This window comes from Collinsella intestinalis DSM 13280 (assembly GCF_000156175.1).
GTDB lineage: Bacteria > Actinomycetota > Coriobacteriia > Coriobacteriales > Coriobacteriaceae > Collinsella > Collinsella intestinalis.
On record NZ_GG692710.1, the window covers coordinates 517,674 to 542,250 of the forward strand.

A 24,577-nucleotide genomic window follows, 5' to 3' on the forward strand; every position below is an offset into this window, starting at 1 on the left:
CGAGCCTGCGGCGCGTGCCGCCCATCGGCATAAACCCGTCACATCGCGTGGCGCTGTTTTGGGTACAGTTATCCTCGGAATAACGAAAACGCACAACGGGGCGTCGGGTCTTGGGCCCGGCGCCCCCTCCCTGGAAGAAAGGCAGATACGACATGGCACGTTATGATTATCGCTGCACGGCTTGCGGCGAGGTTTTCGAGGTCGAGCACAGCATGACGGAACGCCCGGAGGTCACCTGCCCCTCCTGCGGCGGCGCAGCCGAAAAGGTGTTCAGCGCAAGCGGCATCAAGTTCGAGGGCTCGGGCTTCTACAACACCGACCAACGCGCGAGCAGCTCCTGCGCAAGCGCGACCGGCTCCTGCGGCTGCTGTCCCAACGCCTAGTAAGTCGCCATCTCGACATGCCCCGGGGTCCCGATTGTCAAATTCGACACTTGTGTGACCAATCAAGCCCGCAAGAGGGTGAAAGCTGACAGCCGAAAGAACGCGATACGACAAGCAACCCACAAAACTGCAGAATTCGGGCATCCTCGCCTCACGACGCCCTCCACATTGAACGTTGTAGGACCAATTTATGGGCACAGCGACCCCATAACGGTTACAAAAGTCGAAGATTTGACTATTTTGCAACCGTTCCTCGTACCCCCACCAACCTCAATTTAGAGTCTGTCCCTAAATTGAGGTTGGGACTACGGACTATTTCTTGTGCCTACACGGCATATTCCAGCGCGAGGCGGTGCTCGTCGGGCGTGAGCCAGCCGAGCGCTTGGGATCGAACCCGACAAACAGCACTCAATATATGAGGACAGCTACTTTCGATCCTGCTCACTATGCAGGCGCACAAATTGATAGAAGTCCTCGATGGTTTCGACGTCACCCTCATGGCTAAGGTCTATGGAGATGTGAAACGTCTCTTCTATCAAGCAAATAAGTGCGATGATGTCGAACGAGTCGGGCTACAAATCGTAGAAGAGCCGAGATTCCGGCACGATCTCTCGATCTTGCTCTCTGTATCTCTCAACAATATCGACGAATTCTTGCATCTCGATTTCGACCATTCTTATCCCACCTAGTAATGCAATAGATTCCCATCTTTTTTTGCCCTGAAAAGCAAGAATCTGAAGACAATATAGCCTAGAGCCAACCAGGCAAGCGAAGAGGCGCAGAGCCGAACCGCGGGCTCAACAAAGTCGGCACCAATCATGGAAAGCCTAATCAAATCGTTGCAAGCCGTAAGCGGAACCAGCCGCGTGACCGACAGCACAATCGAGTCTGAGGGAATGGTGTCGGTTACAAACAGTAAGCCGAGCTGGAAGAGAAATAGCAGGGAGCCTACCCTTTTGTACTTAATCGTGGCGCCATTCAGCAAAAGGCCCATTCCATACATGCCGAGAGAGCACATCGCTATCGCACCCACGGAGACTCCGCTGACATATAGCCGCAAATCCCACGCGATGCCACCTATAATCGCCACCGCAAACGCAACGATGCAATTCATCAGCACAGTGCTTAACAGCTCCCCTAGTTGTATGAGAGGCAACGGGCAACATGCATTCAACTTCCGATAGAAAGTTCCCCTGGAAAGCTCAGCGCTCGTGTTGTTCACGCTGCTGACCAACGCTGAGTTCGCAAACGTCCAGGCGATATATCCCGCAAACAGCAGACTCCTATAGTCCGCAACACCATATTTCTCAGATAAAGAATGACCGGAACCGGACATCATGAACAGCGTAAGTATCACGGTGTAGACCACGATATCCGAGACGAAAGATGCGCGGTACCTAAATGCCCCCGACAGCTCCACCCTCGCCGTCCAGAGCAACGCCCTCACTTGGCGAACAACCGAAGCCAGCGAACCACTTGAAGAGTTCATTGCGCCACCTCACCGAATAGTTCCGAATAGCGGTTTCTAAGCTCATCCTCGGAATGAATGGACTCACGTAAAACCTTCCCCCCGCTCAGGAAAAGCACTGAATCGGTTACTTTAGAGACGAATCGCAGATCATGGGAACTCACAAGCACGCTCCGCCGGCTCGACACCTTTTGCAATACCTCAACCAGCCTTTCAACATTGGCCACATCAAGACCCTCAACAGCCTCATCAACCAAAAGGTAGCGATTCCTAGAAATGACCGCGCTGGCCAGAGACACCAGTCTCTTTTGGCCATAAGAAAGCGATTCCGCTGTCTTCCGCCAAAGGGCCTTCAACTCCGGAAACCAGGAAACCACATCGTCAATATCCCCCTGGATATCCCCACGGCCGTACCCATTCAGGGCAGCAAAATACATCAGGTTCTCCATGACGGTGTTCTTCATATACAGGTTTTTGTCACCCGCAAGGAGAAGGGCCACATCGCTCGTTCCTTCTCCGTCCGAGAACAAAACCCGACCCTCGGTTGGCTCCATCAAGCCGGCTATAATTGACATCAGGGTAGTCTTTCCGCTTCCGTTCGGCGCGACAAGAGCGGAAACCCCGCAGGAGCTAAGAACGAAACTGGCATTATCGATAACGCGCTCCGTCTTGAATGTTCTGACCACATTCTCCACTTCGATCACGACGCTCATCTCCCTTCGTTGACGGGCGAACGTTTGAGCTTTCCGAGCGCGGTCCGCGTGAGCGTTCCGCCTCTCATCCACTCAATTTTCATTACCCGCTCTTGAGTTGTTACTTTTTGGTTGTACTTCCCAACGTCCGATATGACAGCGTCGCGATCGAAGCCGTCGCCGACCTCAATCTGTGCGCATATTACCGACCGGCTTCCCTCCCTGATACCAATGATGCGAACCTCTCCAATCGATGGAAAATCGGAGAGTTGAGATTCGACTACCTCCGGAGCGATCTTCCCTCCGTTATCAAGAACAATCAGGCTGTCGGCTCGACCACTAACTCTTAGTCGACCATTTTTCAAACAACCCAAATCTGAGGTAACGAAGTGCCCATTAAACTCGTCCCCCTCAAAATATCCTGTATTCCCTCTCGTTCAAATGACGGCATCTCATGTTCAACACCCCATATCACATAAGCAATTCCAGCAAACCCTATCTCGCAGTTGCACTTTATCTGAGTGGATTATTACTCTTGTTTTAGATAATTACTATTTGGATTTTATTAATTACAAAATGATTAAAATACCGACAAGTTTGTTGCTGAAAAACGGACCCTCATCCGTTTCCCCCACACTGCACAATCCGTCGTACAGGGCAACCGGCCCCTAAAGAAGTGTCTTCAAACGCAATTTCCCTCATGGGAACTCTTGTTGACCTTGAGGGGACGCGAATCGTTCGGCATCGAAAGACGGGTCACGCACAAGCGTTCAGCGCTCCTCCCGACCCGCACGTCAGACAGACTTGTCGAACGTTCCTTATAGACACGAGCAGAACGATCTATCAGCTTGGCCCAAGAAGGACCCCTGCCGTGTCTACTCGCTCCGCTCATGCTTCCTCGGCAACACTGCATCCGCATCGAACTCATTGATCTCCCAAATCGACCGCTTTGTCGCGTGTTGATGTTCGCTAAGAAGTGGTTCGAATGGTCACCGCTTCTTGAGCATCGCGGTCATTGAGAATTGAGCAGAAAGAGCACGAGGGCCGCCCCCCCCCGGGGACCAGGGGCGCGGCCCTCGCCGTATGGTGTTCCCGGACGGAGACTTTGCCGAGCCCGCCCGGGAAGGATGGAGGAGATGACCGTGCCCCTGGACATGAGGAATGATATACGGTCGATGGACGCCGACGGGGTGCCGAACGCCGAGATAGCGCGAAGGATCCACGCCAGCCGCAACGCCGTCGCGAAGTACGCCGACATGGAGGACATGTCGCCCGCCCCGCCCCTGCCCGCCGAGCGCAGGTAATGTGGCAACGTTTTCTTAGACAGATTCACGAGATGATCAGGCCCGCCTCCCTGAACTCGACGGTGCTCATGTAGCCCAAGGTCGAGTGGATCCTGAAGTTGTTCTACCAGTTGACCCAATCGAACAGGGCGGTGCGCAGCCCCTCCTCGGAGCCGAACCTCCTGCCCGCGACAAGCCCCTTTTCAGGATACGGTTCGTCGACTCCACCACGGCGTTGTCGTGCGGGTTGCCGGGCCTGGAGACCGACCTCGCGATCCCGAAGTCGGCCGGGATCGCGTCGATCTCGGCGTTGCAGAACTCCGGCCCGCGCTCGGAATGGGACGCCTCGATCCCATCGAGGGGAAACTCGATGTTCGAGAGCGCGGCCTTGACCAGCGCGGCATCCTTGCGCCGGCCGCATGAGCACCCAATTATCTCCCTGTCGTGCAGGTCAACCAGCAGGCACGCGCAGCGCCAGCGCGACCCAGCGCGCACGTAGGTGAGGTCGGCGGCGACGTGTGTGCAGGGTCTGCGGCCGTCGAAGCCCCGCCCGAGGACGTTGGCGGCGTCGGGCGGGGCGGCGGGGCGCGAGACCATCGGCCCGCGCCCGGAATACGCGCTGAATAGGCCGTTCTCGCTCAATATCCTGCATATCCTTCGCCTCGAGACGGCGATACCGGACCTCGCGAGCGCGATCTTGAGCCTTCGGTGCGGGCGGGTTGGCGAGCATGTGGTAGCAGGTAGAGCGCGGCACGCCGAGGATGCGGCACTGCGCTGATACCGGGCAGCGGCCGGCGTTCGCCGCCATCACCGTCACTTTCGAGCGAATATCAGCGCCGCTTGTTTTAAGACGTCGACCTCCATCTTGAGCCTAGCGTTCTCGCGCTCGAGCTCGATGAGGCGGTTCTGCTCAGGGGTGCGGTTGTCCGCGGCGGCGGTGGAGCCGCATGCATGGAGCCGCTGGATCCGGCGGTCCAGTGTGGATTTGCCGAGGTCGTACTCGCGCATCACCTCGGCGCGCGGCTTGCTGGAGTCTACCAGGGCGACTATCTGCCTCTTGAAGTCCTCGGTGAACTGCCTGGGGTGCTTGGGGTCCCGCATGGGCCTCCTTTCCTCGAAGGGCCCTCAGACACTCATCCGACTGTCCAATTAAGTATAGCCACATCAACTTTTCGCCCGCAGTCCCCTCCAGTCTTCCCCTAAATTTAGGGGAAGCTTATACACGAACAAAGCGGGCGCAGAAATGGCCGTCGAAGCCGCCCTGGTGCGGGTAGCTCTGGAAGGTCCCGATTGGAATCTCGTGTGCGGCGATGTCCTCGGCCGCACCCGAGTACGCGGGACCGGCGGCGGCAAGGGCGTCGGACAGCGGCATGGGGGCAAAGCCCTCCCCTTCCGGCGACCCGAGGAACTGGGTGACCACATGGCTGTTCTCGGCACGCAGCACCGAACACGTCGCGTAGATGAGCTGCCCGCCTGCACCGACGCGGCACGCGGCCTCACGCAGCAACTCAAGCTGAAGCTCGGGCAGGTCGCGGTCGCACTCCTGTGGCGTGAGACGCCAGGGAATCTCCCCATGGCGGCGCATGGTGCCCGTACCCGAACACGGCGCATCCACAAACACGGTGTCGAACAGCGCAGTTCGACCCAGCTGCTCGTCATACGCGGCAAGACACGCGTCCAAGTCGGTGGCATCACCCGCGGCCGTAAAGATCTCCCCCAGCCCCGAGCACTCGATGCGCTGCGCATTCGCCTGGCATTTACCCTCATACAAGTCGAGCGCAACATGCTCGTGATCAAGATTTCGGCGTTCGGCATGGGCAAGCACCATGAACGTCTTGGTGCCGCGACCGGCGCCAATCTCGAGGCAAGACCCCTCACGCGTCACCGCGGCGGCAATGAGCTGCGCGTGATAATCGGAGGCGACGGCATCTGCATGCGCAAAGGCATTCGAACGCACGAGCTCACTCACGCGGTCGACCGCATACGCCCCGGGAAGCTCCAACGATCGAGCGCCATCGGCGGCAAGGGCATCTTCAACGGCTTCGGAGCGCAACGGATTGACCTGCACCGCGATGGGAGCAGGCTCGAGCTGGCACGCAAACATGGCTTGCGCGCGCTCCTCCCCCAGCGAGTCGACAATCCTGCGCACGAGCCATGTGGGCAGACCAGCGCGACGGGCGCACGACACCATCACGCGATGCTGCTCGGAAACATCCTCGGCAGCAAGGAAGGAAACCGTCCCTTCCGCTACGCGCCGCAACACCGCATTGGCGAGGCCGGCGGCCCCATGAGCGCACATGCGCGCGAGTTCCACGGCCTGGCTCACCGCGACCTGCGGCGAAGTCCCCAGGTAGAGCAGCTCATACGCACCAATACGCAGCGCATCGCGCACGTCGGCCGTAAGCGAGCGCGGATCGTCGAGCACACTGTTGAGGGCGTCGTCCAAGCAACCGCTGCAACCCGTGACACCCAGCGCGAGACGGCGCGCAAAGGCGGCATCGCGCGAGTCGAGCGAAGCGGATGCGCAGGCGTCGGCGGCGAGCTCGCGAGCATAGCGCCCCGACTCGCGGGCGGCGATCAAAATGCGCAGGGCAACAAGGCGCCCCGGAGACAGTTTGGCCGTCTTACTCAAGGCAACCCCATGCCCCGTCATCCTCACGCTGGCCGGCGGCCCAGGACTTGGCGTCCATCTCGCGCTTACCATCCGGCTTGATCGAGATGAGTTCAAGCGAACCATCGGCGCAACCCATATAGACACGCCCGCCCTTCACGGTGAACGAGCCGGCTGCCGCACTGGGCGAGGCGGCATCAGCGGCTGCGGCGCGCATCACGCGCACGGGCTTGCCGGCGATCACGCAGCGCGCGGGTGCCGCGTTGGAGGAGGCCATAACGCGACGGGTGTTCTCCAGGGCCCCAGCAGCCGGATCGAGGCGCAGCTCCGCCTTGGCGATCTTGGCGGCATGCGTCACGAGCGACTCGTCCTGCTCGGTCCAGACGGCCGAACCGTCCGCGATGGCAGGCAGCGTGCTCACCAGCAAATCGCCGCCGAGCTCGGCCAGCTCGGCCGTCAGCTCGTCGGCGGACTTACCGGGGACCGCGCAACTCGCCTGGGCGCAATACGCACCCGTGTCCACGCCGTGGCCGATACGCATGATGGACACGCCGGTCTCGGCATCGCCCTCCAGGATGGAGCGCTGGATGGGAGCCGCACCACGCCAACGCGGCAGCAGCGAGGCATGAACGTTCACGCAGCCCAGAGGAGCCATGGTAAGCACCTCATCGGGCAGGATGCAGCCGTAGGCGGCAACACAGAAGATCTCGGCCTCGGCAGCGCGCAGGACGTCGAGAACCTCGGGCGTCATGCGATTGGCCTCCATCACGGGCAGGTCGAACTCGAGTGCGGCCTCCTTCACCGGTGACGGCTCGAGCTTCTTGCCGCGCGAGCGCACGGCGTCCGGACGCGTGAGCACCAGGGCGACCTCGTGAGCCGCGGCGAGCCTACGCAGGGACGGAACGGCAAAGGCGGGCGTACCCATAAAGACGACGCGCATGGCTACTCCGTCTCGCCGGGCTTGGCGCCGCGGGCGAGCGCGTCCTGGTACTGCCTCATAGCGTGCATGCGCTGCTGCGGAAGCAGGCGCTCGAACATCGTCTTGCCGTGCAGATGGTCGATCTCGTGCTGCAGACACACGCAGAACAGGTCGCCGGCGGCCTCATAGCGAATGCACTCGCCCTCGAGGTTGTAGGCCTCGACCACCACGTGATCGGGACGGCGGATCTCGCAATTGATGCCCGGAATGGACAGGCAGCCCTCGTTGTAGGGCACGAGGTTGTCGGACTGCTCCACGATCACGGGGTTGATGAGGACGTAGGGGTCGTAATCCTTCTCGGAGGTGTACTCGGTGTCCACGATGGCGAGCTGGATGGTCTCGCCCACCTGCGGGGCGGCCAGCCCGCAGCCACCGTTCTCGAACATCTGGACCTTCATGCGCTCAACCAGGGCCCGAAGGTCGGAATTGATCTCCTCGACCTCGGCGCACTCCTGGCGCAGACGCGGGTCCGGCGACAGAACGATACCGTTGATCTCCATGGTCTTCCTTTCGTACGCGGGCGCAAACCCGCACGTATTCACCGTGTTCTATAGTACCCGCATTGCCCGCCGAGGTGATGGGCGATATGTGCGCGCGAAGCATCTCCACCGGCCCCGCAGGCGCGAATTGCGCAAATGGGGACAGGTACAAATTGAGACATTCTGCCGTTTACGAGTGGTGCTCAGCTGTCTACCCCGTGGACGAGCGGCGTTTTGAAATGTCTCAATTTGTACCTGTCCCCATTTGGAACACGCTACATGAGGTCGTAGGCGTCGACGTCGACGGCGATGCTCACGCCGGGACGCGTGCCGGCGCGCGAGACCGCCGCGGAAAGAGCCCCGGATAGGTCGCAGTTGAGCGGCGCCTTGACGACGATGTGGAAACGATACCGGTCCTTGGCCCGCTCGATCACACACGGCGTGGGGCCCAAAATCTGCGGGCGGCTCAGCAGCTCGCGAGACGAAAACTCAACGCCGGCACTCCCCGTCTCGACCACCGGGCGCAGCATGGGCGCCGCGTCCAAGCCAAACTCGACACGCAGTTCCTCTGCAATGCGCATGACCAGACCTCGAGCCGCGCGCTCATCTTTGCCCCACACCAGCACGTTGGCGAGCCGCACATACGGCGGGTACAGGGCCTCACGGCGCATGCCAAGGTCGTGCTCCGTGAACACAGAGCGGTCGTGCGTCTTGACCGCGCGGATGACCGGCTCATCGGGCAGGTACGTCTGGATGATCACGCGACCCGGGGCCTCTCCGCGACCGGCGCGACCGGCAACCTGTTCGAGCAGATCGAACGCGCGCTCCCCCGCACGAAAATCGGGCATCTTGAGGGCGTAGTCGGCGTTGATCACGCCCACGAGCGTCACCTCGGGAAAATCAAGGCCCTTGGCGATCATCTGCGTGCCGAGCAGAACCGCGCACTCGGCGGCGTCGAACTGCTCGAGCAGCTTTTGATGCGCGCCCTTGGTGCGCGTCGAATCGGCGTCCATGCGAATCACCGCCACGTCCTCGGGCAACAGCGCTCGCAGGGCGTCCTCAACCTGCTGGGTTCCCAGCCCCATTTTGGCGAGGTAGCGACTCCCACACTTGGGGCAAGCGCTGCCGTACTCGGGGTACGGCCGCACGCGATACGAGGAACCGCAGGTGTGACACTCGAGCGTGTGGGTGCGCTCATGGTAGGTGAGCGCCGTGGAGCAGTGTTTGCACGTGGGAACGCACCCGCACTCCCGGCACATGAGGAAGCTCGCAAACCCACGTCGGTTATGGAGCAGCACGGCCTTTTGGCGCCTCTCCACGACCTCGTCGAGCGCATCGAGCAGGGGCTTCGAGAAAATCGAACGGCTGCCGGAGGCGAACTCGCGCCTCAGGTCGGCAACGATGACCTCGGGAAGGCGCGCCGTACCGGGGCGCTCGGGCATCTCGACCCGGGTCCAGCGGGCACCCCCGTGGCCACCGGCCTCACAGCGGGCGAGCGCCTCGGCCGACGGCGTGGCGGACCCCAGCACCAAGGCGCACCCATGGAGCTGCGCCAACTTGGCAGCCACCTCGCGCGCATGGTAGCGCGGGCTACTTCCTTGTTTGTAGCTCTGCTCATGCTCCTCATCGATGACGATGAGGCCGAGATCGGCAAGCGGGCAGAAGAGCGCCGAGCGGGCGCCCACCACAACGCGGGCCGCACCCGAACGAACCATATCCCACTGGTCGAGGCGCTCACCCGCGGAAAGGCGCGAGTGAAACACCGCCACCGCGTCGCCGAAACGTGAGCGGAAGCGACCAACAGTCTGCGCCGTGAGCGAGATCTCGGGCACGAGCACGCAGGCCGAGCGACCATGTGCCAGAACGCGCTCGATGGCGGTCAGATACACCTCGGTCTTGCCCGAACCGGTCACGCCGTCCACCAGGACCACGTCACCGGACGCGGCCTCGGTCGCCCGCGCGATCGCGTCGAGGGCGTTTTGCTGCCCAGCCGTGAGCTCTTTGGGCGCGGATGCGTTCGCGGAGGAAAGCGTGGTGGAACCCTCGCATCCGCGCCAGCTGCGGCGCTCCTCCACCGTCACCACGCCGCGCTTCTCGAGCGAGCGGATCGTGGCGGACAGGTCGCCGTTCATGAGATTGAGTTCGCGCGTGGTGACCGGACCGCAGGAAAGCGCATCGATGAGCTGGCGCTGGCGCACCGCACGCTCGGCGGGTTCGAACGACCGTCCCTCCTCGGTGAGACTCACCCAACGCACGGTAACGGACGTGACGGTCGGCGGTTCATACGCATACGAGCCGTCTTCCCGCCGCACGACCTTGCCGGCACCGCCCGGGGGCAGCAGCAGGCGCAGGCACTCGGAAAGCGGTGCCACATATTCGCGGCTCATCCAAAACGCGAGCTCGGCAGAGGCGGCAGAGAACGCCGGGGCGGCAACGACCTCGCGAACAGGCTTGATGCGGAATGGCTCGAGACCTTCCGCGCCCGGGAGCTTTCCCAGCGACTCGGAGCGCGCGACAACGTACCCCGCCTCGACGCGCCGACCAAACGGAACGAGAACTGTGGCGCCCACCTGGCAGACCCCATCAAGAGCGAGGGGCACCCCATACGCAAAGGGCTCGGACAGCGCCCGCGCCGGAATGTCGATCACCACGGAGACATAGCCTAAAACGGGCCCGGACACTACCGGCGCACCGTCTCCCCCGGGCGCCGCCCCTCCCAGGGGGCAAAGGGCGCCCGCTTGCGCAGACGCCCCCTGATCGGCCGTATTCAGTTCGGGAAAGAGCGAATCCTGGCCCCTCATGCGAAATTGGCTACTCGGCCAGCCCGCAGGCGGCGCGGAGCTCCGCCACACGGTCGGTGCGCTCCCAGGTGAAGTCCGCGTCCTCACGGCCAAAGTGACCGTAGGCAGCCGTCTTCTCGTAGATGGGACGGCGCAGGTCCAGGTCGCGGATGATCGCGCCCGGGCGCAGGTCGAACACGCGCTTGACGGCCTCGGTGATCGTGGCCTCATCGACGCGTCCGGTGCCGAACGTATCGACCATGATGGACAGCGGATAGCTCACGCCGATGGCGTAGGCGAGCTCGATCTCGCAACGCTCGGCCAAGCCGGCGGCGACCACGTTTTTGGCCACCCAACGGGCGGCGTACGCGGCGGAACGGTCCACCTTGGTGCAGTCCTTGCCCGAGAAGGCACCGCCGCCGTGGCGGCCCATGCCGCCGTAGGTGTCGACGATGATCTTGCGGCCGGTGAGGCCGGTGTCGCCCATAGGGCCGCCTACCACGAAGCGACCGGTGGGGTTCACATAGAGGTCCGCGCCCTCCCAGGAGATGCCGGCGGCCTCCATGACGGGCGCAATCACGTGCTCGCGCATGTCGGCCTCGATGATGGACATGTCCTCGATCTCGGGCGCATGCTGCGTGGAGATGACGATGGTCTCGACGGCGACGGGCTTGCCGCCCTCGTAGCGCACGGTGACCTGGGTCTTGCCGTCGGGGCGCAGGTACGGCAACGTGCCATCGTGGCGCACCGCGGCGAGACGCTCGGCCAGACGGCTGGACAGGTAGTGCGGCATGGGCATGAGCGTGGGGGTCTCGTTGGACGCGTAGCCGAACATCATGCCCTGGTCGCCCGCGCCGATGAGGTCGAGCGGGTCGGTGGTGCGGCCGGCCTGGGCGTCGAAGGACTCGTCCACGCCCTGCGCGATGTCGGGGCTCTGCTCGTGAATGAGGTTGAGCACGCCGCAGGTGTCGCAGTCAAAGCCGAACTTGGCGCGGTCGTACCCGATGCGGCGGATGACCTCGCGTGCGATGTTCTGAACGTCGATATAGGCCTCGGTGCGAATCTCGCCGGCAACGATCACGGTGCCGGTGGTGACAAAGGTCTCGCAGGCGCAGCGGACGTTCTCGAGCTTGGCGGGCTGGCCGTTGGGCGCCACGTAGCCCTTGGCCTCGAGCTCGGCCTCCTTGGCCAGAATGGCGTCGAGCACGGCGTCGGAGATCTGGTCCGCGATCTTGTCGGGATGGCCCTCGGTGACCGACTCGGAGGTGAAGACGAAGGAATCTGCGCCAAAGTCGGTGGCGCGAGCCGGTTCCGTGGTGGAACGATTCTCAGTTGGCATAGGTGCCCCTTTCATGATTGAACCCGGCGACCGTTACCATTCCGCCGGGCATGTAGCTGATAGATTGTACCGCTCCGTGCCAAATCGCGCCCACGCGCCGAAAAAGCACACTGTAAATTGACGAAAGTCCAAGCGCCTGAACACCTACGTCACCGAAACTCGTCTAGGCGATGCAATTCTCGTACAGCTCCTCCGGAGCGATATCGATATCCCCGGGCCACACCGCGGTACCACAGTCAATCGAAACAGTCTTGAAAAAAGATAGCGAGGCAAGGTGCTCCCAAGGCCCCTTGCCAATCAGAGGCTTCATGTCGTAGATGCCGCTCTTTCCATCCTCGAACACAAGGCTCAGGGTGAAATCGTTATTGGCGACGACCGATGCAACGTCGAAATACATGATGGCCCTCCTTTCAGGACCTTCATGTTATCGAAGGGGGTCAATGCGGTAAAGTTCCTCCCTCCTGCTCGAAAGTTCCCAATTCGCTCGAAGCTCACTGTCACACCTGACCCCAGGCCCGAATGTGGCAACATCCCTAGACGCCTCGAAAGCAATGCGCGCTCCGGATAAGACAACTTGCCATGTCCTATAATGAATCAAATTGACCCGACCAAATCACAAGGAGCATGAGTATGAGCGATTCCGTCCGCGTCCGCTTTGCGCCCTCGCCCACCGGCAAGCTGCACATCGGCGGCGCCCGCACCGCCATCTACAACTGGGCCTTCGCCCGTGCCAACGGCGGCACCTTCATCCTGCGCATCGACGACACCGACCCGACCCGCTCCACCGACGAGAACACCCAGATCATCCTGCGCGCCATGCGCTGGCTTGGCCTCGACTGGGACGAGGGCCCCGAGGTCGGCGGCGATTTTGGCCCCTACTCCCAGACCGAGCGACTGGATCTTTACAAGCAGACCGCCGAGCGCCTGCTCGCAGAGGGTAAGGCCTATCCCTGCTTCTGCACGCCCGAGCAACTGGCCGCCGACCGCGAGGCCGCCCAGGCCCGCAAGGACCCGTTCCAGGGTTACCAGCGCCGTTGCCGCGACCTCACGCCGGAGGAGGCCCAGGCCCGCATCGACGCCGGCGAGCCCTACGTTCTGCGCATCAAGGTGCCCGAGAACCGCGGCAACGTTGTGATCAACGACGCCGTCCATGGTGAGGTCACCTTCGACGCCAAGGAGCTCGACGACTTCGTCCTCTTCCGCTCCGACGGTACCCCCACCTACAACTTCGCCACCGTGGTGGACGACGCGCTCATGGGCATCACCCACGTCATCCGCGGTGACGACCACCTCTCCAACACCCCTCGCCAGGTCATGGTCTACGAGGCCATGGGCGCGCCGGTGCCCACCTTCGCCCACATCTCCATGATCTTGGGCGCCGACGGCAAGAAGCTCTCCAAGCGCCACGGCGCCACCTCCGTAGAGGAGTATCGCGATGCCGGCTACCTGTCCGACGCCTTTGTGAACTACCTGGCGCTGCTCGGCTGGTCGCTCGACGGCGAGACCACGGTCATCCCGCGCGACGTGCTCGCCAGCAAGTTCAGTCTGGACCGCATCTCCAAGAACCCGGCGACCTTCGACCCCAAGAAGCTCGACTGGATGAACGCCGAGTACATCAACGCGATGGATGACAAGACCTTTGCCGACGAGATCATGCTGCCCCAGCTCATCGAGGCCGGCCTGATCGACGAGGGCTTCGAGGCTGACGAGGCCTGGGTGGATGCCCTCGCCGCCATCGTTCGCCCGCGCACCAAGATGCCCGCCGACGCCGCCACCGTTGCAGCGCCCGTCTTCAAGACCGCCGAGACGCTCGAGTACGACGAGAAGTCCGTGGCCAAGGGCCTCGCCAAGGAGGGTCTGGGCGCCGTGCTCGACGCCGCCAAGACCGCGCTCGAAGCCGTAACGGACTGGACGCCAGAGAACATCGACGCCGCCCTCGAGCCGCTGCCCGAGGCGCTCGACGTGAAGAAGCGTCTCGTCTTCGGCGCCGTGCGCGTGGCCGAGTGCGGCAACATGGTGAGCCCGCCGCTGGGCGAGACCATGGCGCTCATCGGCCGCGACGACTGCCTCGCCCGCATCGACCGCGCCCGTCCGATGGCGCTCTAGTCGACCTGACCGGGCCGGCTCCCATCCCCCTTCGCTCAGCCTTGCGCTGCTCAGAAATCGCTCAGGGGGAATGGGGGCCGGCCCAACGTTTATCCGGCCCAAGCCATCGAGCGGCCGCGGATGCCGCGGTGTTGAACATGCACTGAGATCCCACCGGATTATCACCGAGATATAACCAAAGTCACATTCCGAGGGCCTATTTTGTGACTTTGGTTGCCCCTCAGGGGGCGTCGTGTGACTTTGTTGCCTTTGGCGCGCCTGGCGTGAGGGCGACGAGACTCTGGCAGCCAGGTGAACCCCCTCGTGATGGGCCCGCATGTGACACGAGTGGGTACCATGTAAACGAACAGCGCCTCTTTAAACGAATAGAGCCTCTTCGAACGGAGCCCAACATGCCCGCAAAGCCGCAATCGTTTGCCACCACCTCCGCGTTCGAGGTGCTCGGCCCCATCATGGTGGGACCCTCGTCCTCGCATACCGCCGGGGCCCTGCGCTGCGCGCAGGTCGCCGCATCGCTGCTCGACGGGCGCATTATGCGCGTCACCTTCACCCTGTGGAACAGCTTCGCCCACACCTACAAAGGGCACGGCACCAACCGCGCGCTCGTTGCAGGCGTGCTCGGACTCGACACCGACGACGAGCGCATCCGAGACGCGTTCACCCTGGCGGAGGAGCGCGGACTCGCCTATGAGTTCGTCATCGGCGGAGATGACGCGTCAATCCACCCCAACACCGTCGACATCCACCTCGAGAGCGAGACCGGCTCCATGGCGGACGTCCGCGGCGAGAGCCTCGGCGGCGGAAAGATGCGTATCAGCGCCATCAACGGCGTACACGTCGAGATCTCGGGCCTGTACACCACGCTCTTCGTCGCGCACCGCGACGCCCCCGGAGCGCTCGCATCGCTTACCGGCGCACTCGCCCAGGCGCAGATGAACATCGCCTTTTGCCGCACGTACCGCACGGAGGCGGGCGGCCAGGCGTATTCCGTCTTCGAGACCGACGGTGCTCCCCAACGCGACGTGCTACCCATCGTGCGCGCGCTCGATCTAGTGAATTACGCGACCTTCATCGAGCTGCCCGGATCGTTGACCGCGCTCGGACCCGGAATCTCGGTCCCCGACCTCTTCGACGACGCCGAGCAGTTACTCGCCGCATGCCGCGAGCTGAACATGAACATCGGCGGCGTCATGCGCGTGCGCGAGAAGCGGATGGTCGGTGCCGAACGAGCCGCCGCGAATATGCGCCGCGTAATCGAGGTCATGCGCGACGAGACCACCGCCACGCTCGCCCAGCCGCAACGCTCCCTCGGCGGATTCCTCAATGGCGAGGCGCGGCGAGTGGACCAAAATAGAGCGCTGTATGCGCCGAGCCTTCTTGGTTGCACCCTCACCGAGGCGGCGGCGCGCGCCATGGCCGTTCTCGAGCGCTCCGCCACCATGGGAGTCATCGTGGCAGCCCCCACTGCGGGCTCCGCCGGCGTCGTCCCCGGCTGCGTCCTCGCCGTGGCACCCTTGCTCGCCCAGGGTAGGGATGAGATAGACGAGATAATCGCCGAGGCGCTATACTGCGCCGCTGCCGTGGGCCTCATCCTCTCCACAACCGCATGCGTCGCCGGCGCCGAGGGCGGTTGTCAGGCCGAGGTCGGCTCCGCTGCAGCCATGGCCGCAGCCGCGCTCGTGCAGATGCACGGCGGTACGCCGGAGCAGGCACTCGATGCCGCCACCATAACCATCTCCAACATGCTCGGCCTGGTATGCGACCCGGTGGGCGGCCTTGTGGAGGTCCCCTGCCAGGCTCGCAACGCCCAGGGTGTTGCCGCCGCATTCACGGGTGCCCAGCTCGCTTTGTCTGGAGTACGGTCGCTCGTTCCCTTCGATGAGATGGCCGCCGTCATGTTGCAGGTAGGACATGCGCTTCCCACGACCCTGCGCGAAACGGCAAAGGGAGGCATCGCCACCGCCCCCAGCGCCCTGTCCGCCTGCGCACGTTGCGGCATGTGCTCCTAGCGCACCTCAAATGAGGACTCGCCTCAATTGGGGACAGGCACAAATTGAGACACACCTTGAGGCCTGAGGCGTTTCGCCGAAAAGGCCTCAATTTGTGCCTGTCCCCAATTGAGACATGACACATCTGTCATGGGCTGCAGCGCGTCCGCACGGCGCGCTATAATGGCGAAACGCCGATTTACCTGTGAAAGAGCAACATATGACGGAGATGCCGAACACGCCAGCAAGTCAGTCGCATAACAACAATGGACACGTCACCGCCCCCCTGCCCATCGGTAGTCGGACGGCGGGGACCAGCGGAGCAAAGCGCGGAGCGTCATCCCACGCTGCCCACAACGCTCCCAAGCACGCCAAGGAGCCGGCAAAAAAGCATAACGACAAACACTCCCGCAGCCACAAGGGCGCCGCGGCGCTCGGCGTCCTCTGCTGCCTGCTCATCGCCCTCTATGGCGGCGGCGTCTTCGTGTTCTCCCGTACGTGCTACCCAAACACCAAGGTCGCGGGGGCCGACCTCTCTTGGCTTGACCGGGACAGCTCGGTCGCCCGCGTGCGCGACGCCGCTGAGGACTACGTCCTCGAGGTTTCTGGCGACGGCTTTACCTGGACCTACGAAGCCGAACATGCAAACGAGGTGATCGACGCCGCCCGTGCGGTCGATAACGTCATGGCCCATAACGAGCCCGCTCTATGGCCCGTGCGGCTGGCCCGAGCCCTCATGGCCTCTCCCGAAAAACCCGCAAACGCAACATCGGCCAACGCGCAATCCGGCAAACTACCGGAGCTCGACAAAATCGAGCTTCCCAAGACATTCGATCGCGATGCCTTCCTGGCCAGCCTCGACGCGGCGATCGATGAGTTCAACTCGGCGCGCGTGGGAACCTTCGATGCGGCCGGCGCTTTCGATCCCGAGGCCGGTTCGTTCACCCTCACAAAGGCCCTCTCCAACCGCAAGCTGGACAAGGACGCCATCGATCGCGCGGCTCTCGTGGCCGTGTCGACCCTCGCCGCGCGCGTCGAGTTGACCGAGCGCAGCTTCACTCCCCTTGCTGGCGGCGCCACGGAGCAGGAACTTCAACATGCGATCGACCGTGCCAACGAACTCATTGGGACGAACGTCAACCTCAAGATGGGGGGCTCCGTCGTCTCCACGCTCGACGGCGCGCAACTCGCTCAGTGGATCACCTTCGACGAGGCGCTGAACCCAACGCTCAACACGGAACCCGTGGGGCAGTGGGTGCACGAGCTCGCCAAGACGCATATCGACACCGTAGGCAGCGAGCGGACCTACACCCGCCCCGACGGCAAGACCGTCACCGTGAGCGGCGGCACCTACGGCTGGATGAGCGATGAGGCGCGACTCGTGCAATTGCTCCAAGACGCCGTATCCAACAAGCAGGTCGGCGATATCGAGATTCCGCTCAAGCGTTCCGCCGCAACCTGGAGCGGCATGGGCAAGCCCGATTGGGGCGCCTATTGCGACATCGACCTGACCGAGCAACACGCGCGCTACTACGACGCGGCGGGCAACCTCGTCTGGGAGAGCGGCTGCATCACGGGCAACCCGAACACCGGAAATGCAACCCCAACGGGCGTCTTCAGCCTGAATGCCAAAACACGCAACTCGACCCTCATCGGACTCGACGAGGACAAGGACGGCGAGCCCGACTACAAGACCCCGGTCGCCTACTGGATGCCGTTCGTGGGCAACGCCGTCGGCATGCACGACGCCACCTGGCAGTCCGCAGCAAGCTTCTCGAATCCCAAGGCCTACACCTGGACGGGAAGCCACGGCTGCGTCAACCTACCCCCCGACCGCGCTGCAGCGCTATTCGACATCATCTCCAAGGGCGATTGCGTGATCGTCCACAACTAGCCGCGCAACACCCGCGCCGCCCGCGCCGCACACGCCGGTATGCAAGGCGAAACCCCATCTGGAGGCATACATGACCACCCGCATCCTGCTCGTCGAGGACGATCCGCTCATCGTCGACGCCCTCACCGAGCTTCTCACGAGCTCGGGCTACAGCGTCGACACCGCCGACACCCAGACGCGTGCCATCGAACTCGCCACGGGCGCCGGGTCTGCCGGCACCTATCAGCTCGTGCTGCTCGACGTCACCCTGCGCGAGGGAAACGGCTTCGCGGTGTGCGCCGCCGTGAAGGAAACTTCGCCGAGCACCCCGGTCATCTTCCTAACCGCCTCCGATGACGAATTCAACACCGTGACGGGCCTCACGATGGGTGCAGACGACTACGTTGCCAAGCCCTTCCGGCCACGCGAGCTGCTCGCCCGCATCGCCGCGACCATCCGCCGCTCGCAGCCGAGCAGGCGCATCGTCAGCCTGGGCGATATCCGCATCGACACCGATCGCGCCTACGTCGAGCGCAAGGGCGTCGAGCTCACGCTCTCGGCGCTCGAATACCGCTTGCTCCTGTTGTTTGCCACAAATCCAGGCAAGCTCGTCTCCCGCGATATGATCCGCGACGCCCTGTGGGACAGTGCGGGCACCTACATCGAGGAGAACACACTCTCCGTCTACATCAAGCGGCTCCGTGACAAGATCGAAGACGACCCGAGCCGACCCGAACTCATCCAAACCGTCCGCGGCCTCGGCTACAAGGCGATGAGATAGCCCATGCTGAGGAATCGCGAAATCCGACGCGCGCTTATCGCATGCCTGCTCGTCACAGCTCTCGGGACGGTTGCCACGTACCTGGTCACGCGCTCCATCATGCTCGACGCTCTCGGCGGCGCGCGCATCGTCACCGCCTCCATCAACGAGGCAGCTTCGATGGTGACATCGGGAGCCTCTGATGCAAGCGCCACCCTGTTCGCGGCCATATGCACGTTCGTCACCGGATTGATTGTCACCGTTATCTTCATAATTCTCACGAACCGGCGTTACCGCGCCCTGGCAAACATGGCAGCCAACCTCGACCGCGTGCTGGCGGGCGAGCGCGACATCCGCCTGCGCGACATGAGCGAAGGCGAGCTCGCCATCCTCTCGAGCGAAATCGACAAGGTCATCGCGCGACTCAACCTCACCGTCGACGAACTGCAGGCGGAGAAGCTCGCGCTCTCAGACGCACTCGCCGACATCTCCCATCAGCTCAAGACGCCCCTCACCTCGATCGCCATTTCCACCGAGCTCATCCGCGACCGTCTTTCCGCACGGGGCGATTCCGAAGATCTGGTCGAGCGCCTGCGCCTCATCCAAACGCTGCAGGCCCGCGTTGAGGACCTGGTGGCCGCCCTGCTCAAACTCGCCCGCATCGACGCCGGCGTGATCAAGCTCGTTTGCGGAGCTGTCGACACGCGCGAGCTCGTGCGCAAGAGCTTCGAGCCGCTTGCCATCGCCTTCGACATCGCCGACGTGCGCTTCAGCGCGGACGTGCAGGATGGGGCCTCCTACGAGGGCGATCTCACGTGGAGCGTCGAGGCTCTCGAGAACATCTTGAAAAACTGCATGGAGCACACCCCGGCCGGAGGATGCGTGAGCGTGCGCGTCACCGAAGACGTCCTGGCATGTCGAATCCGCATCGAGGACACCGGACCGGGCATTGCCGAATCCGACCTCCCGCACATCTTCGAGCGCTTCTACCGCGGTTCGCGCGATGCAAACGCCACGCCGAACGAAGTCAACCCCGCCGGAGTCGGTATCGGGCTCGCCCTCTCCAAGAGCCTCGTGACAGCGCAGGGAGGCACCCTCACCGCCGAGAACCCCCGCGACGAGAACGGCAACATCACTGGCGCAGCCTTCAACCTGGTGTTCTTCAAGACCGTCGTGTAGCAGCTACGCTGGCTGGGACGCGAGGATTCGTGACGCATCTGTCACATTGCGGTCATGACACGGCAAGGTCATTCGTCCAGTATCGTTGATAGGAATCTAGCTGGCGAAAGGACGGCCATGAACATCCTCAGCATCGAACATCTCACACGCGTGTACGGCACGGGCGACACGGCGGTAACCGCGCTGAACGACGTGAGCTTCACCGTCGAGGCCGGCGAATTCATCGCCATCATCGGCAGCTCGGGATCGGGTAAATCGACCCTCATGCATCTCATGGGAGGTGTCGACCGCCCCACATCGGGAACCGTAAGACTGCAGGGGCAGGACATCTTCGCCCGCAACGACGAGCAGCTCGCCGTGTTCCGCCGCCGCGAAGTGGGCCTCATCTACCAGTTCTACAACCTCATCCCCGTCCTTGACGTGGTGGAGAACATGACCCTGCCGGTCCTGATGGACGGACGCTCCGTCAACGAGCAGCGCCTATCGGCCCTCGTGCGGGCGCTGGGCCTCACGGGCCGCGAACACTGCCTGCCCAATCAGCTCTCCGGCGGCCAGCAGCAGCGCGTCGCCATTGGCCGCGCACTCATGAACGCCCCCTCGGTCGTACTCGCCGACGAGCCCACCGGCAACCTCGACTCCAAGAACTCCGCGGAGATCATGGGCCTGCTGCGCGCATCCAATAAGAAGTTCAAGCAGACCCTCATCGTCATCACCCACGACGAGGACGTCGCCCTCATGGCCGACCGCGTGATCGCCATCGAGGACGGTCGCATCGTCCGTGACGAGCGGAGGGCATAAGATGGCCGAGGACACCCGCACCGCCACGCCCGCAGGCGCAAACGCCGCACAGGGCGCCCTCCCCCGCAGGGGCGTGTTCTGGCACTTCGCCGCACGCTCCCTCAAACTCAATCGCTCGCGCACCATCGTGTCCATCATCGGCGTCGCGCTCTCCTGCGCGCTCATCACCGCGATCTTCACGAGCGTGGCCACGCTCTATGAGGGCCTGCTCAAGGCCGAGATCGTGACCGAGGGCGCATGGCAAGTCGAACTCGTGAACGTGCCCGAGGATGAAATCGATGTCGTGCACGCCGATTCTCGCGTCACGCGCAGCTATGATCGCATCTCCTACGGCGACGCGATCATGCCGAAGAGCTTCGAGGGATATTGGGGACGCTATCTCAGCGTCCAGGAATGGCCCACGGCCGACAAGGTGAAAGGCCTCAAGCCTCTCCCCCACATCGCCGAAGGGCGTGCCCCCCAGGCGCCTGACGAGATTGTGCTCACCCACAATCTCAAGGGCCTGACCGTCGAAGACGGCAGCTGGCTCTACGACAGCCTCCCCACGAGCGGCAAGGACGACGACGTCCCGCGCGCATCATGGGACGGAAGCCTGGAGATCGGTAGCGTCATCGACCTCGCGCTTGGCGAGCGAACCTTTGTCGACGCCGAGTCCGGCCAGGAGGCACCCTGCCTGTACGATGAATCCCTGTACACAACGGAAAGCGCGACGGGCGACGTCATCAGCGAGTACCTCGCGAACCCCGGCGAGTTGAAATCCTACAAGGTAGTTGGCTTCTATGCCCCAGAGGGGGTCAGGAAGGATGACGTGTGGGGACGAACGGGGCCCGGGCACCTCGGGTTCGTCTCTTCTCCCGATGTCCCCGTACGCACCACGAGCATCTACCTCACCACGAACCTGAAGAGCCGCACCGAGATCGATGGGCTCATCGAGGACTACACCGGCAACCCCCACGCCGTCTTCAACGGCGGCGGCAACCGAGGTGACATCGAGAATATGGAAGGCCAGACCGCGGCATATTCGCATGATTCCCTCATGCGGTATCAGGGCATGACCGATGACCGTTCCATCTGGGGAACCCTATACACGCTCGCCTTCATTCTCTCCGCCGTCGTCATCGGCGCCTCCATATCCCTCATATACAACTCGTTCGCCATCGCCGTCTCCGAGCGCACCCGCCAATTCGGCTTGCTCTCCTCGCTCGGCGCCAGCAAGCGACAGCTGCGCCGCACCGTATACGCCGAGGCGAGCATGCTCGCAATCATCGGAATTCCCATCGGCCTCCTGGTTGGCCTTGCCGGGACCTTCGCCGTGTTCGCCTTCGCCGGCGAGGGTGTCGGAATGCTCATCGACCAGGAGGCGTTCGCGAACACCGGCTTCAGCACAATCGCCATCAATCCCGCGGTGCTCGCCCTATCGGCTATGCTCGCCATCATCACCGTCTTCATCAGCGCGACGCTCCCCGCCTGGCGCGCGAGCCGCATCTCGGCCGTGGACGCCATCCGCGGAAGCCGCGACGTACGCCTGTCCCGACGCGAGCGCCGCGAGATGCGGAAAAACCGCCGCACGGGAGCAAGCGGCACGTCCTTCGGGCGCATCTTTGACAACCTGCGCCTGCGCACCGCGGGCGTGCCCGGCCTTCTCGCCCACCGCAACCTCACGCGCGCCAGTGCGAAGGGCCGCGTGGCCGTCGCTTCCCTGGCCGTATCGGTCGCGCTCATCATCATCTCGGGCGGCATCTCGCATTACCTGAACTATCTCACGCAGGCCGTCGACAACGGCGGCAGTGATATCGAGGTCTCGCTCAACAGGCGGCTGGAACTCGACGAGACAGCATCCGACGGACTGAAGGAGATCGACGACGCATATCGGGCGCTCGCAACAGTCGATGGGGCGATTGGAGAGGGGTACATGCTCCTCACATCCCTCTGCGCGAGCTTCGAGCCCGGCATGATCGATTACGGCGAGCTCTCAAGCCAAAGCGAGCACTACGACATGCCCGACCGCGGCATGACCGACGACGGCACCGTCTACGCCCCCGCCTCCGTCCTGTTCCTCGATGACGCATCGTGGAATCAGATCCTTGAGGAGAACGGCCTCGACCGCAAGCGCTTCGGGGACCCAAAGAACCCTGTCGCCGTGGCGCTCAACGGAACCCAGTCCAACGACGGGAAGCGCTATTCAGTGCGCGACCTGTTCTCCTCCACGGGCACCGCGAACCTCCTCACCAACATCGCATCCGTCGACAACGCCATGTTCGTCGAGGCGGGCGTCGATGACGGGGAGCCCGTCGCCCGATATGAGGGATACGGAGAGGGGGACGAAGCCCGATTCGACGAGAACGGCGAGCCCATCTACGACAAGGTCGCGCGTCCGCTCGACGAGGTGCTCCTGGACTCGTACGAACTGCCCGTCGGGGCGATTGTGAAGACATTCCCCTCGCCCATCAAAGCATATGCATCCATCTGGCCGACGCTCGTCCTCCCCGTAAGCGCGCTGCCCACACTCGCCGCGAGCTCCGAGGGCATCATCGATGACAAGGATGTGAGCAGCCTCGCCACGCCATTCGCCTTCCACAGCGAAGAGGGCACATACGGCAACACGATGTACGCGTATCTATCCTTCGGCGCCGAAGACGCACGCGCCGTCGAAATCGGCATGAACGAGATCATCGCCGACAAGATCACCGGCAGCAAGTGGTACCGCACATATCTGTCGAACAACGCTGAGAACGCGCGCGCCGAGCGGCTCATAGGCGAGACCGTGCAGCTGTTCATCAACTGCTTCATCCTCATCACCGGTGCGATTGCCGTCGCAAACGTGTTCAACACGCTCACGAACTCGATCATCCTGCGCCGTCGCGAGTTCGCCATGCTCAAGAGCATCGGCATGGGACAGCGTGCGTTCTGGCGCATGATCGCCCTCGAGTGCTTCTCATACGCCTGGAGGGGGTTAGCCATCGGCCTGGGACTCGGCGCCGTCGTCACCTTCTTCATTTACCAGGCGATGATGATGAGCTTCGAGGGCCTCGGCTTCGTGGTGCCGTTCGGCTGGGTCATCGCCGCCGTCGGCGTGGTGATCGCCGTGCTCGCCATCTCAACCGCGTATGCTCTTCGCAAGTCCTCCAGCGGCTCCATCGTGCAAACCCTGCGCGAGGACGCGATCTAGGCGCCATCCGACTCACCACCCACCTCAATTTAGGGACAGTCCCTAAATTGAGGTGAGATTCCCGAATCAGGTCCATCCCACCCGAAAGGAAGACCCATGTCCGATACCAACCGTGAGAACGACCCGATGGACGAGTTCCTGAGCACGCTCGGCGACGAACCGCAGGAGACAAAGGTGCTTCGCGTTCCCGAAGTCATCCCCACCATCCAAGGCGACGCGACGAACACGGAATCCAACGCCGGGCCCGACGGCCAAACCCCGCTTGAGGGTTCCGACGCCGAGGCATACGCCGCCCTCAAGGCGAAGCGCGCCGAGCGCCGCCGCAAGAAGCTCATGCGCCGCGGCATCGTGATCGGCGTGGCGGCCGCCGTCATCGGTGGCGGGGCCATTGCCATCAACATCCTGGGTAAAGAGCCCGAGCAGACGATGGAGGCCGTCACCGATTTTGCCGTCCAGGGAGATTTCGAGACCATCGTCGACGCCAAGGGAACGTTGCAGCCGCTCTCCGCCACCGTCATCACACCCGAGGTGGGCGGCCAAATCGAGAGCGTCAACGTCGTTGCTGGCCAAACGGTCAAAGAGGGCGACGTCCTCATGACCATCAAGAACCCCGAGCTTGACCGCGCCGTAGCGGAGGCCGATCGCGCGCTGCGCCAGGCCCGCGCCGACCTCGCGGCCGCACAGCAGGCG

Annotated in this window: 21 protein-coding genes; 11 read left to right on the forward strand and 10 right to left on the reverse strand. The window is 63.1% G+C overall.

Features of this window, described 5'->3' with window-relative positions; all coding sequences use genetic code 11:
* The first annotated feature begins 152 nt into the window (after positions 1-152).
* Together COLINT_RS02445 and COLINT_RS08700 are read left to right on the forward strand one after the other, a co-directional pair.
* Complete coding sequence (locus COLINT_RS02445) at positions 153-383, forward strand: FmdB family zinc ribbon protein (protein WP_006722745.1); 231 nt, start codon at positions 153-155, stop codon at positions 381-383.
* 497 nt (positions 384-880) lie between these two features.
* Positions 881-1,072, forward strand: a complete 192-nt coding sequence (locus COLINT_RS08700) for a hypothetical protein (RefSeq protein WP_211203980.1) — start codon at positions 881-883, stop codon at positions 1,070-1,072.
* On the opposite strand, the gene COLINT_RS02455 is transcribed toward COLINT_RS08700, so the two are convergent.
* Together COLINT_RS02455 and COLINT_RS02460 are read right to left on the reverse strand one after the other, a co-directional pair.
* Entirely contained in the window at positions 1,069-1,872 is an 804-nt protein-coding gene (locus COLINT_RS02455; protein WP_006722748.1) for an ABC transporter permease, read from the reverse strand. The genes COLINT_RS08700 and COLINT_RS02455 overlap by 4 nt on opposite strands.
* A complete protein-coding gene (locus COLINT_RS02460; RefSeq protein ID WP_006722749.1) occupies positions 1,869-2,564 on the reverse strand; it encodes an ATP-binding cassette domain-containing protein in 696 nt (231 codons plus the stop codon). The genes COLINT_RS02455 and COLINT_RS02460 overlap by 4 nt, the downstream gene beginning before the upstream one ends.
* Positions 2,565-3,697: 1,133 nt before the next feature.
* Between COLINT_RS02460 and COLINT_RS08465 the strand changes: the two genes are divergently transcribed.
* Entirely contained in the window at positions 3,698-3,847 is a 150-nt protein-coding gene (locus COLINT_RS08465; protein ID WP_211203981.1) for a hypothetical protein, read from the forward strand.
* Positions 3,848-3,913: 66 nt separating this feature from the next.
* Here COLINT_RS08465 and COLINT_RS08765 read toward each other — a convergent pair whose 3' ends face one another.
* The 8 genes from COLINT_RS08765 to COLINT_RS02500 all read right to left on the reverse strand — a co-directional run bounded on the left by COLINT_RS08765 (position 3,914) and on the right by COLINT_RS02500 (position 12,411).
* Positions 3,914-4,423, reverse strand: a complete 510-nt coding sequence (locus COLINT_RS08765) for a DDE-type integrase/transposase/recombinase (protein WP_006722753.1) — start codon at positions 4,421-4,423, stop codon at positions 3,914-3,916.
* 216 nt (positions 4,424-4,639) lie between these two features.
* A complete protein-coding gene (locus COLINT_RS08770; protein ID WP_006722755.1) occupies positions 4,640-4,927 on the reverse strand; it encodes an IS3 family transposase in 288 nt (95 codons plus the stop codon).
* A 115-nt stretch (positions 4,928-5,042) separates the two neighbouring features.
* Positions 5,043-6,458 (reverse strand): RsmB/NOP family class I SAM-dependent RNA methyltransferase, encoded by a 1,416-nt coding sequence (locus tag COLINT_RS02475; RefSeq protein WP_039910272.1) that lies wholly within the window; start codon positions 6,456-6,458, stop codon positions 5,043-5,045.
* Entirely contained in the window at positions 6,451-7,377 is a 927-nt protein-coding gene (fmt, locus tag COLINT_RS02480; RefSeq protein WP_006722757.1) for a methionyl-tRNA formyltransferase, read from the reverse strand. Before fmt ends, COLINT_RS02475 begins: the two co-directional genes overlap by 8 nt.
* A gap of 2 nt (positions 7,378-7,379) precedes the next feature.
* Positions 7,380-7,916, reverse strand: coding sequence for a peptide deformylase (def, locus tag COLINT_RS02485; protein ID WP_006722758.1), 537 nt, complete (start codon positions 7,914-7,916; stop codon positions 7,380-7,382).
* A 254-nt stretch (positions 7,917-8,170) separates the two neighbouring features.
* Positions 8,171-10,696 carry a replication restart helicase PriA gene (gene priA, locus COLINT_RS02490; protein ID WP_006722759.1) on the reverse strand — a complete coding sequence of 842 codons (2,526 nt, stop codon included), beginning with the start codon at positions 10,694-10,696 and terminating at the stop codon, positions 8,171-8,173.
* A gap of 10 nt (positions 10,697-10,706) precedes the next feature.
* Positions 10,707-12,014 carry a methionine adenosyltransferase gene (metK, locus tag COLINT_RS02495; RefSeq protein ID WP_006722760.1) on the reverse strand — a complete coding sequence of 436 codons (1,308 nt, stop codon included), beginning with the start codon at positions 12,012-12,014 and terminating at the stop codon, positions 10,707-10,709.
* Positions 12,015-12,177: 163 nt separating this feature from the next.
* Positions 12,178-12,411 carry a DUF2442 domain-containing protein gene (locus tag COLINT_RS02500; RefSeq protein ID WP_006722761.1) on the reverse strand — a complete coding sequence of 78 codons (234 nt, stop codon included), beginning with the start codon at positions 12,409-12,411 and terminating at the stop codon, positions 12,178-12,180.
* 233 nt (positions 12,412-12,644) lie between these two features.
* Here COLINT_RS02500 and gltX point away from each other — a divergent pair, with 233 nt between their 5' ends.
* From gltX to COLINT_RS02540, 8 genes are all read left to right on the forward strand, one after another.
* Entirely contained in the window at positions 12,645-14,120 is a 1,476-nt protein-coding gene (gene gltX / locus COLINT_RS02505) for a glutamate--tRNA ligase (RefSeq protein ID WP_039910273.1), read from the forward strand.
* A 392-nt stretch (positions 14,121-14,512) separates the two neighbouring features.
* Entirely contained in the window at positions 14,513-16,129 is a 1,617-nt protein-coding gene (gene sdaAA / locus COLINT_RS02510; RefSeq protein WP_006722763.1) for an L-serine ammonia-lyase, iron-sulfur-dependent, subunit alpha, read from the forward strand.
* A 199-nt stretch (positions 16,130-16,328) separates the two neighbouring features.
* Positions 16,329-18,002: a L,D-transpeptidase family protein gene (locus tag COLINT_RS02515; RefSeq protein WP_006722764.1), complete on the forward strand. Its 1,674-nt coding sequence runs from the start codon at positions 16,329-16,331 to the stop codon at positions 18,000-18,002.
* A gap of 70 nt (positions 18,003-18,072) precedes the next feature.
* Positions 18,073-18,762: a response regulator transcription factor gene (locus COLINT_RS08815; RefSeq protein ID WP_006722765.1), complete on the forward strand. Its 690-nt coding sequence runs from the start codon at positions 18,073-18,075 to the stop codon at positions 18,760-18,762.
* 3 nt (positions 18,763-18,765) lie between these two features.
* The gene (locus COLINT_RS02525; protein WP_006722766.1) at positions 18,766-19,920 is read left to right on the forward strand and encodes a sensor histidine kinase; all 1,155 of its coding nucleotides are present in this window, start codon (positions 18,766-18,768) and stop codon (positions 19,918-19,920) included.
* Positions 19,921-20,037: 117 nt separating this feature from the next.
* The gene (locus COLINT_RS02530; RefSeq protein ID WP_006722767.1) at positions 20,038-20,718 is read left to right on the forward strand and encodes an ABC transporter ATP-binding protein; all 681 of its coding nucleotides are present in this window, start codon (positions 20,038-20,040) and stop codon (positions 20,716-20,718) included.
* Position 20,719: 1 nt separating this feature from the next.
* Positions 20,720-23,887 (forward strand): ABC transporter permease, encoded by a 3,168-nt coding sequence (locus COLINT_RS02535; protein ID WP_006722768.1) that lies wholly within the window; start codon positions 20,720-20,722, stop codon positions 23,885-23,887.
* A gap of 96 nt (positions 23,888-23,983) precedes the next feature.
* Positions 23,984-24,577, forward strand: a 594-nt coding sequence (locus COLINT_RS02540; RefSeq protein ID WP_006722769.1) for a biotin/lipoyl-binding protein, incomplete at its 3' end; no start/stop codon positions are given.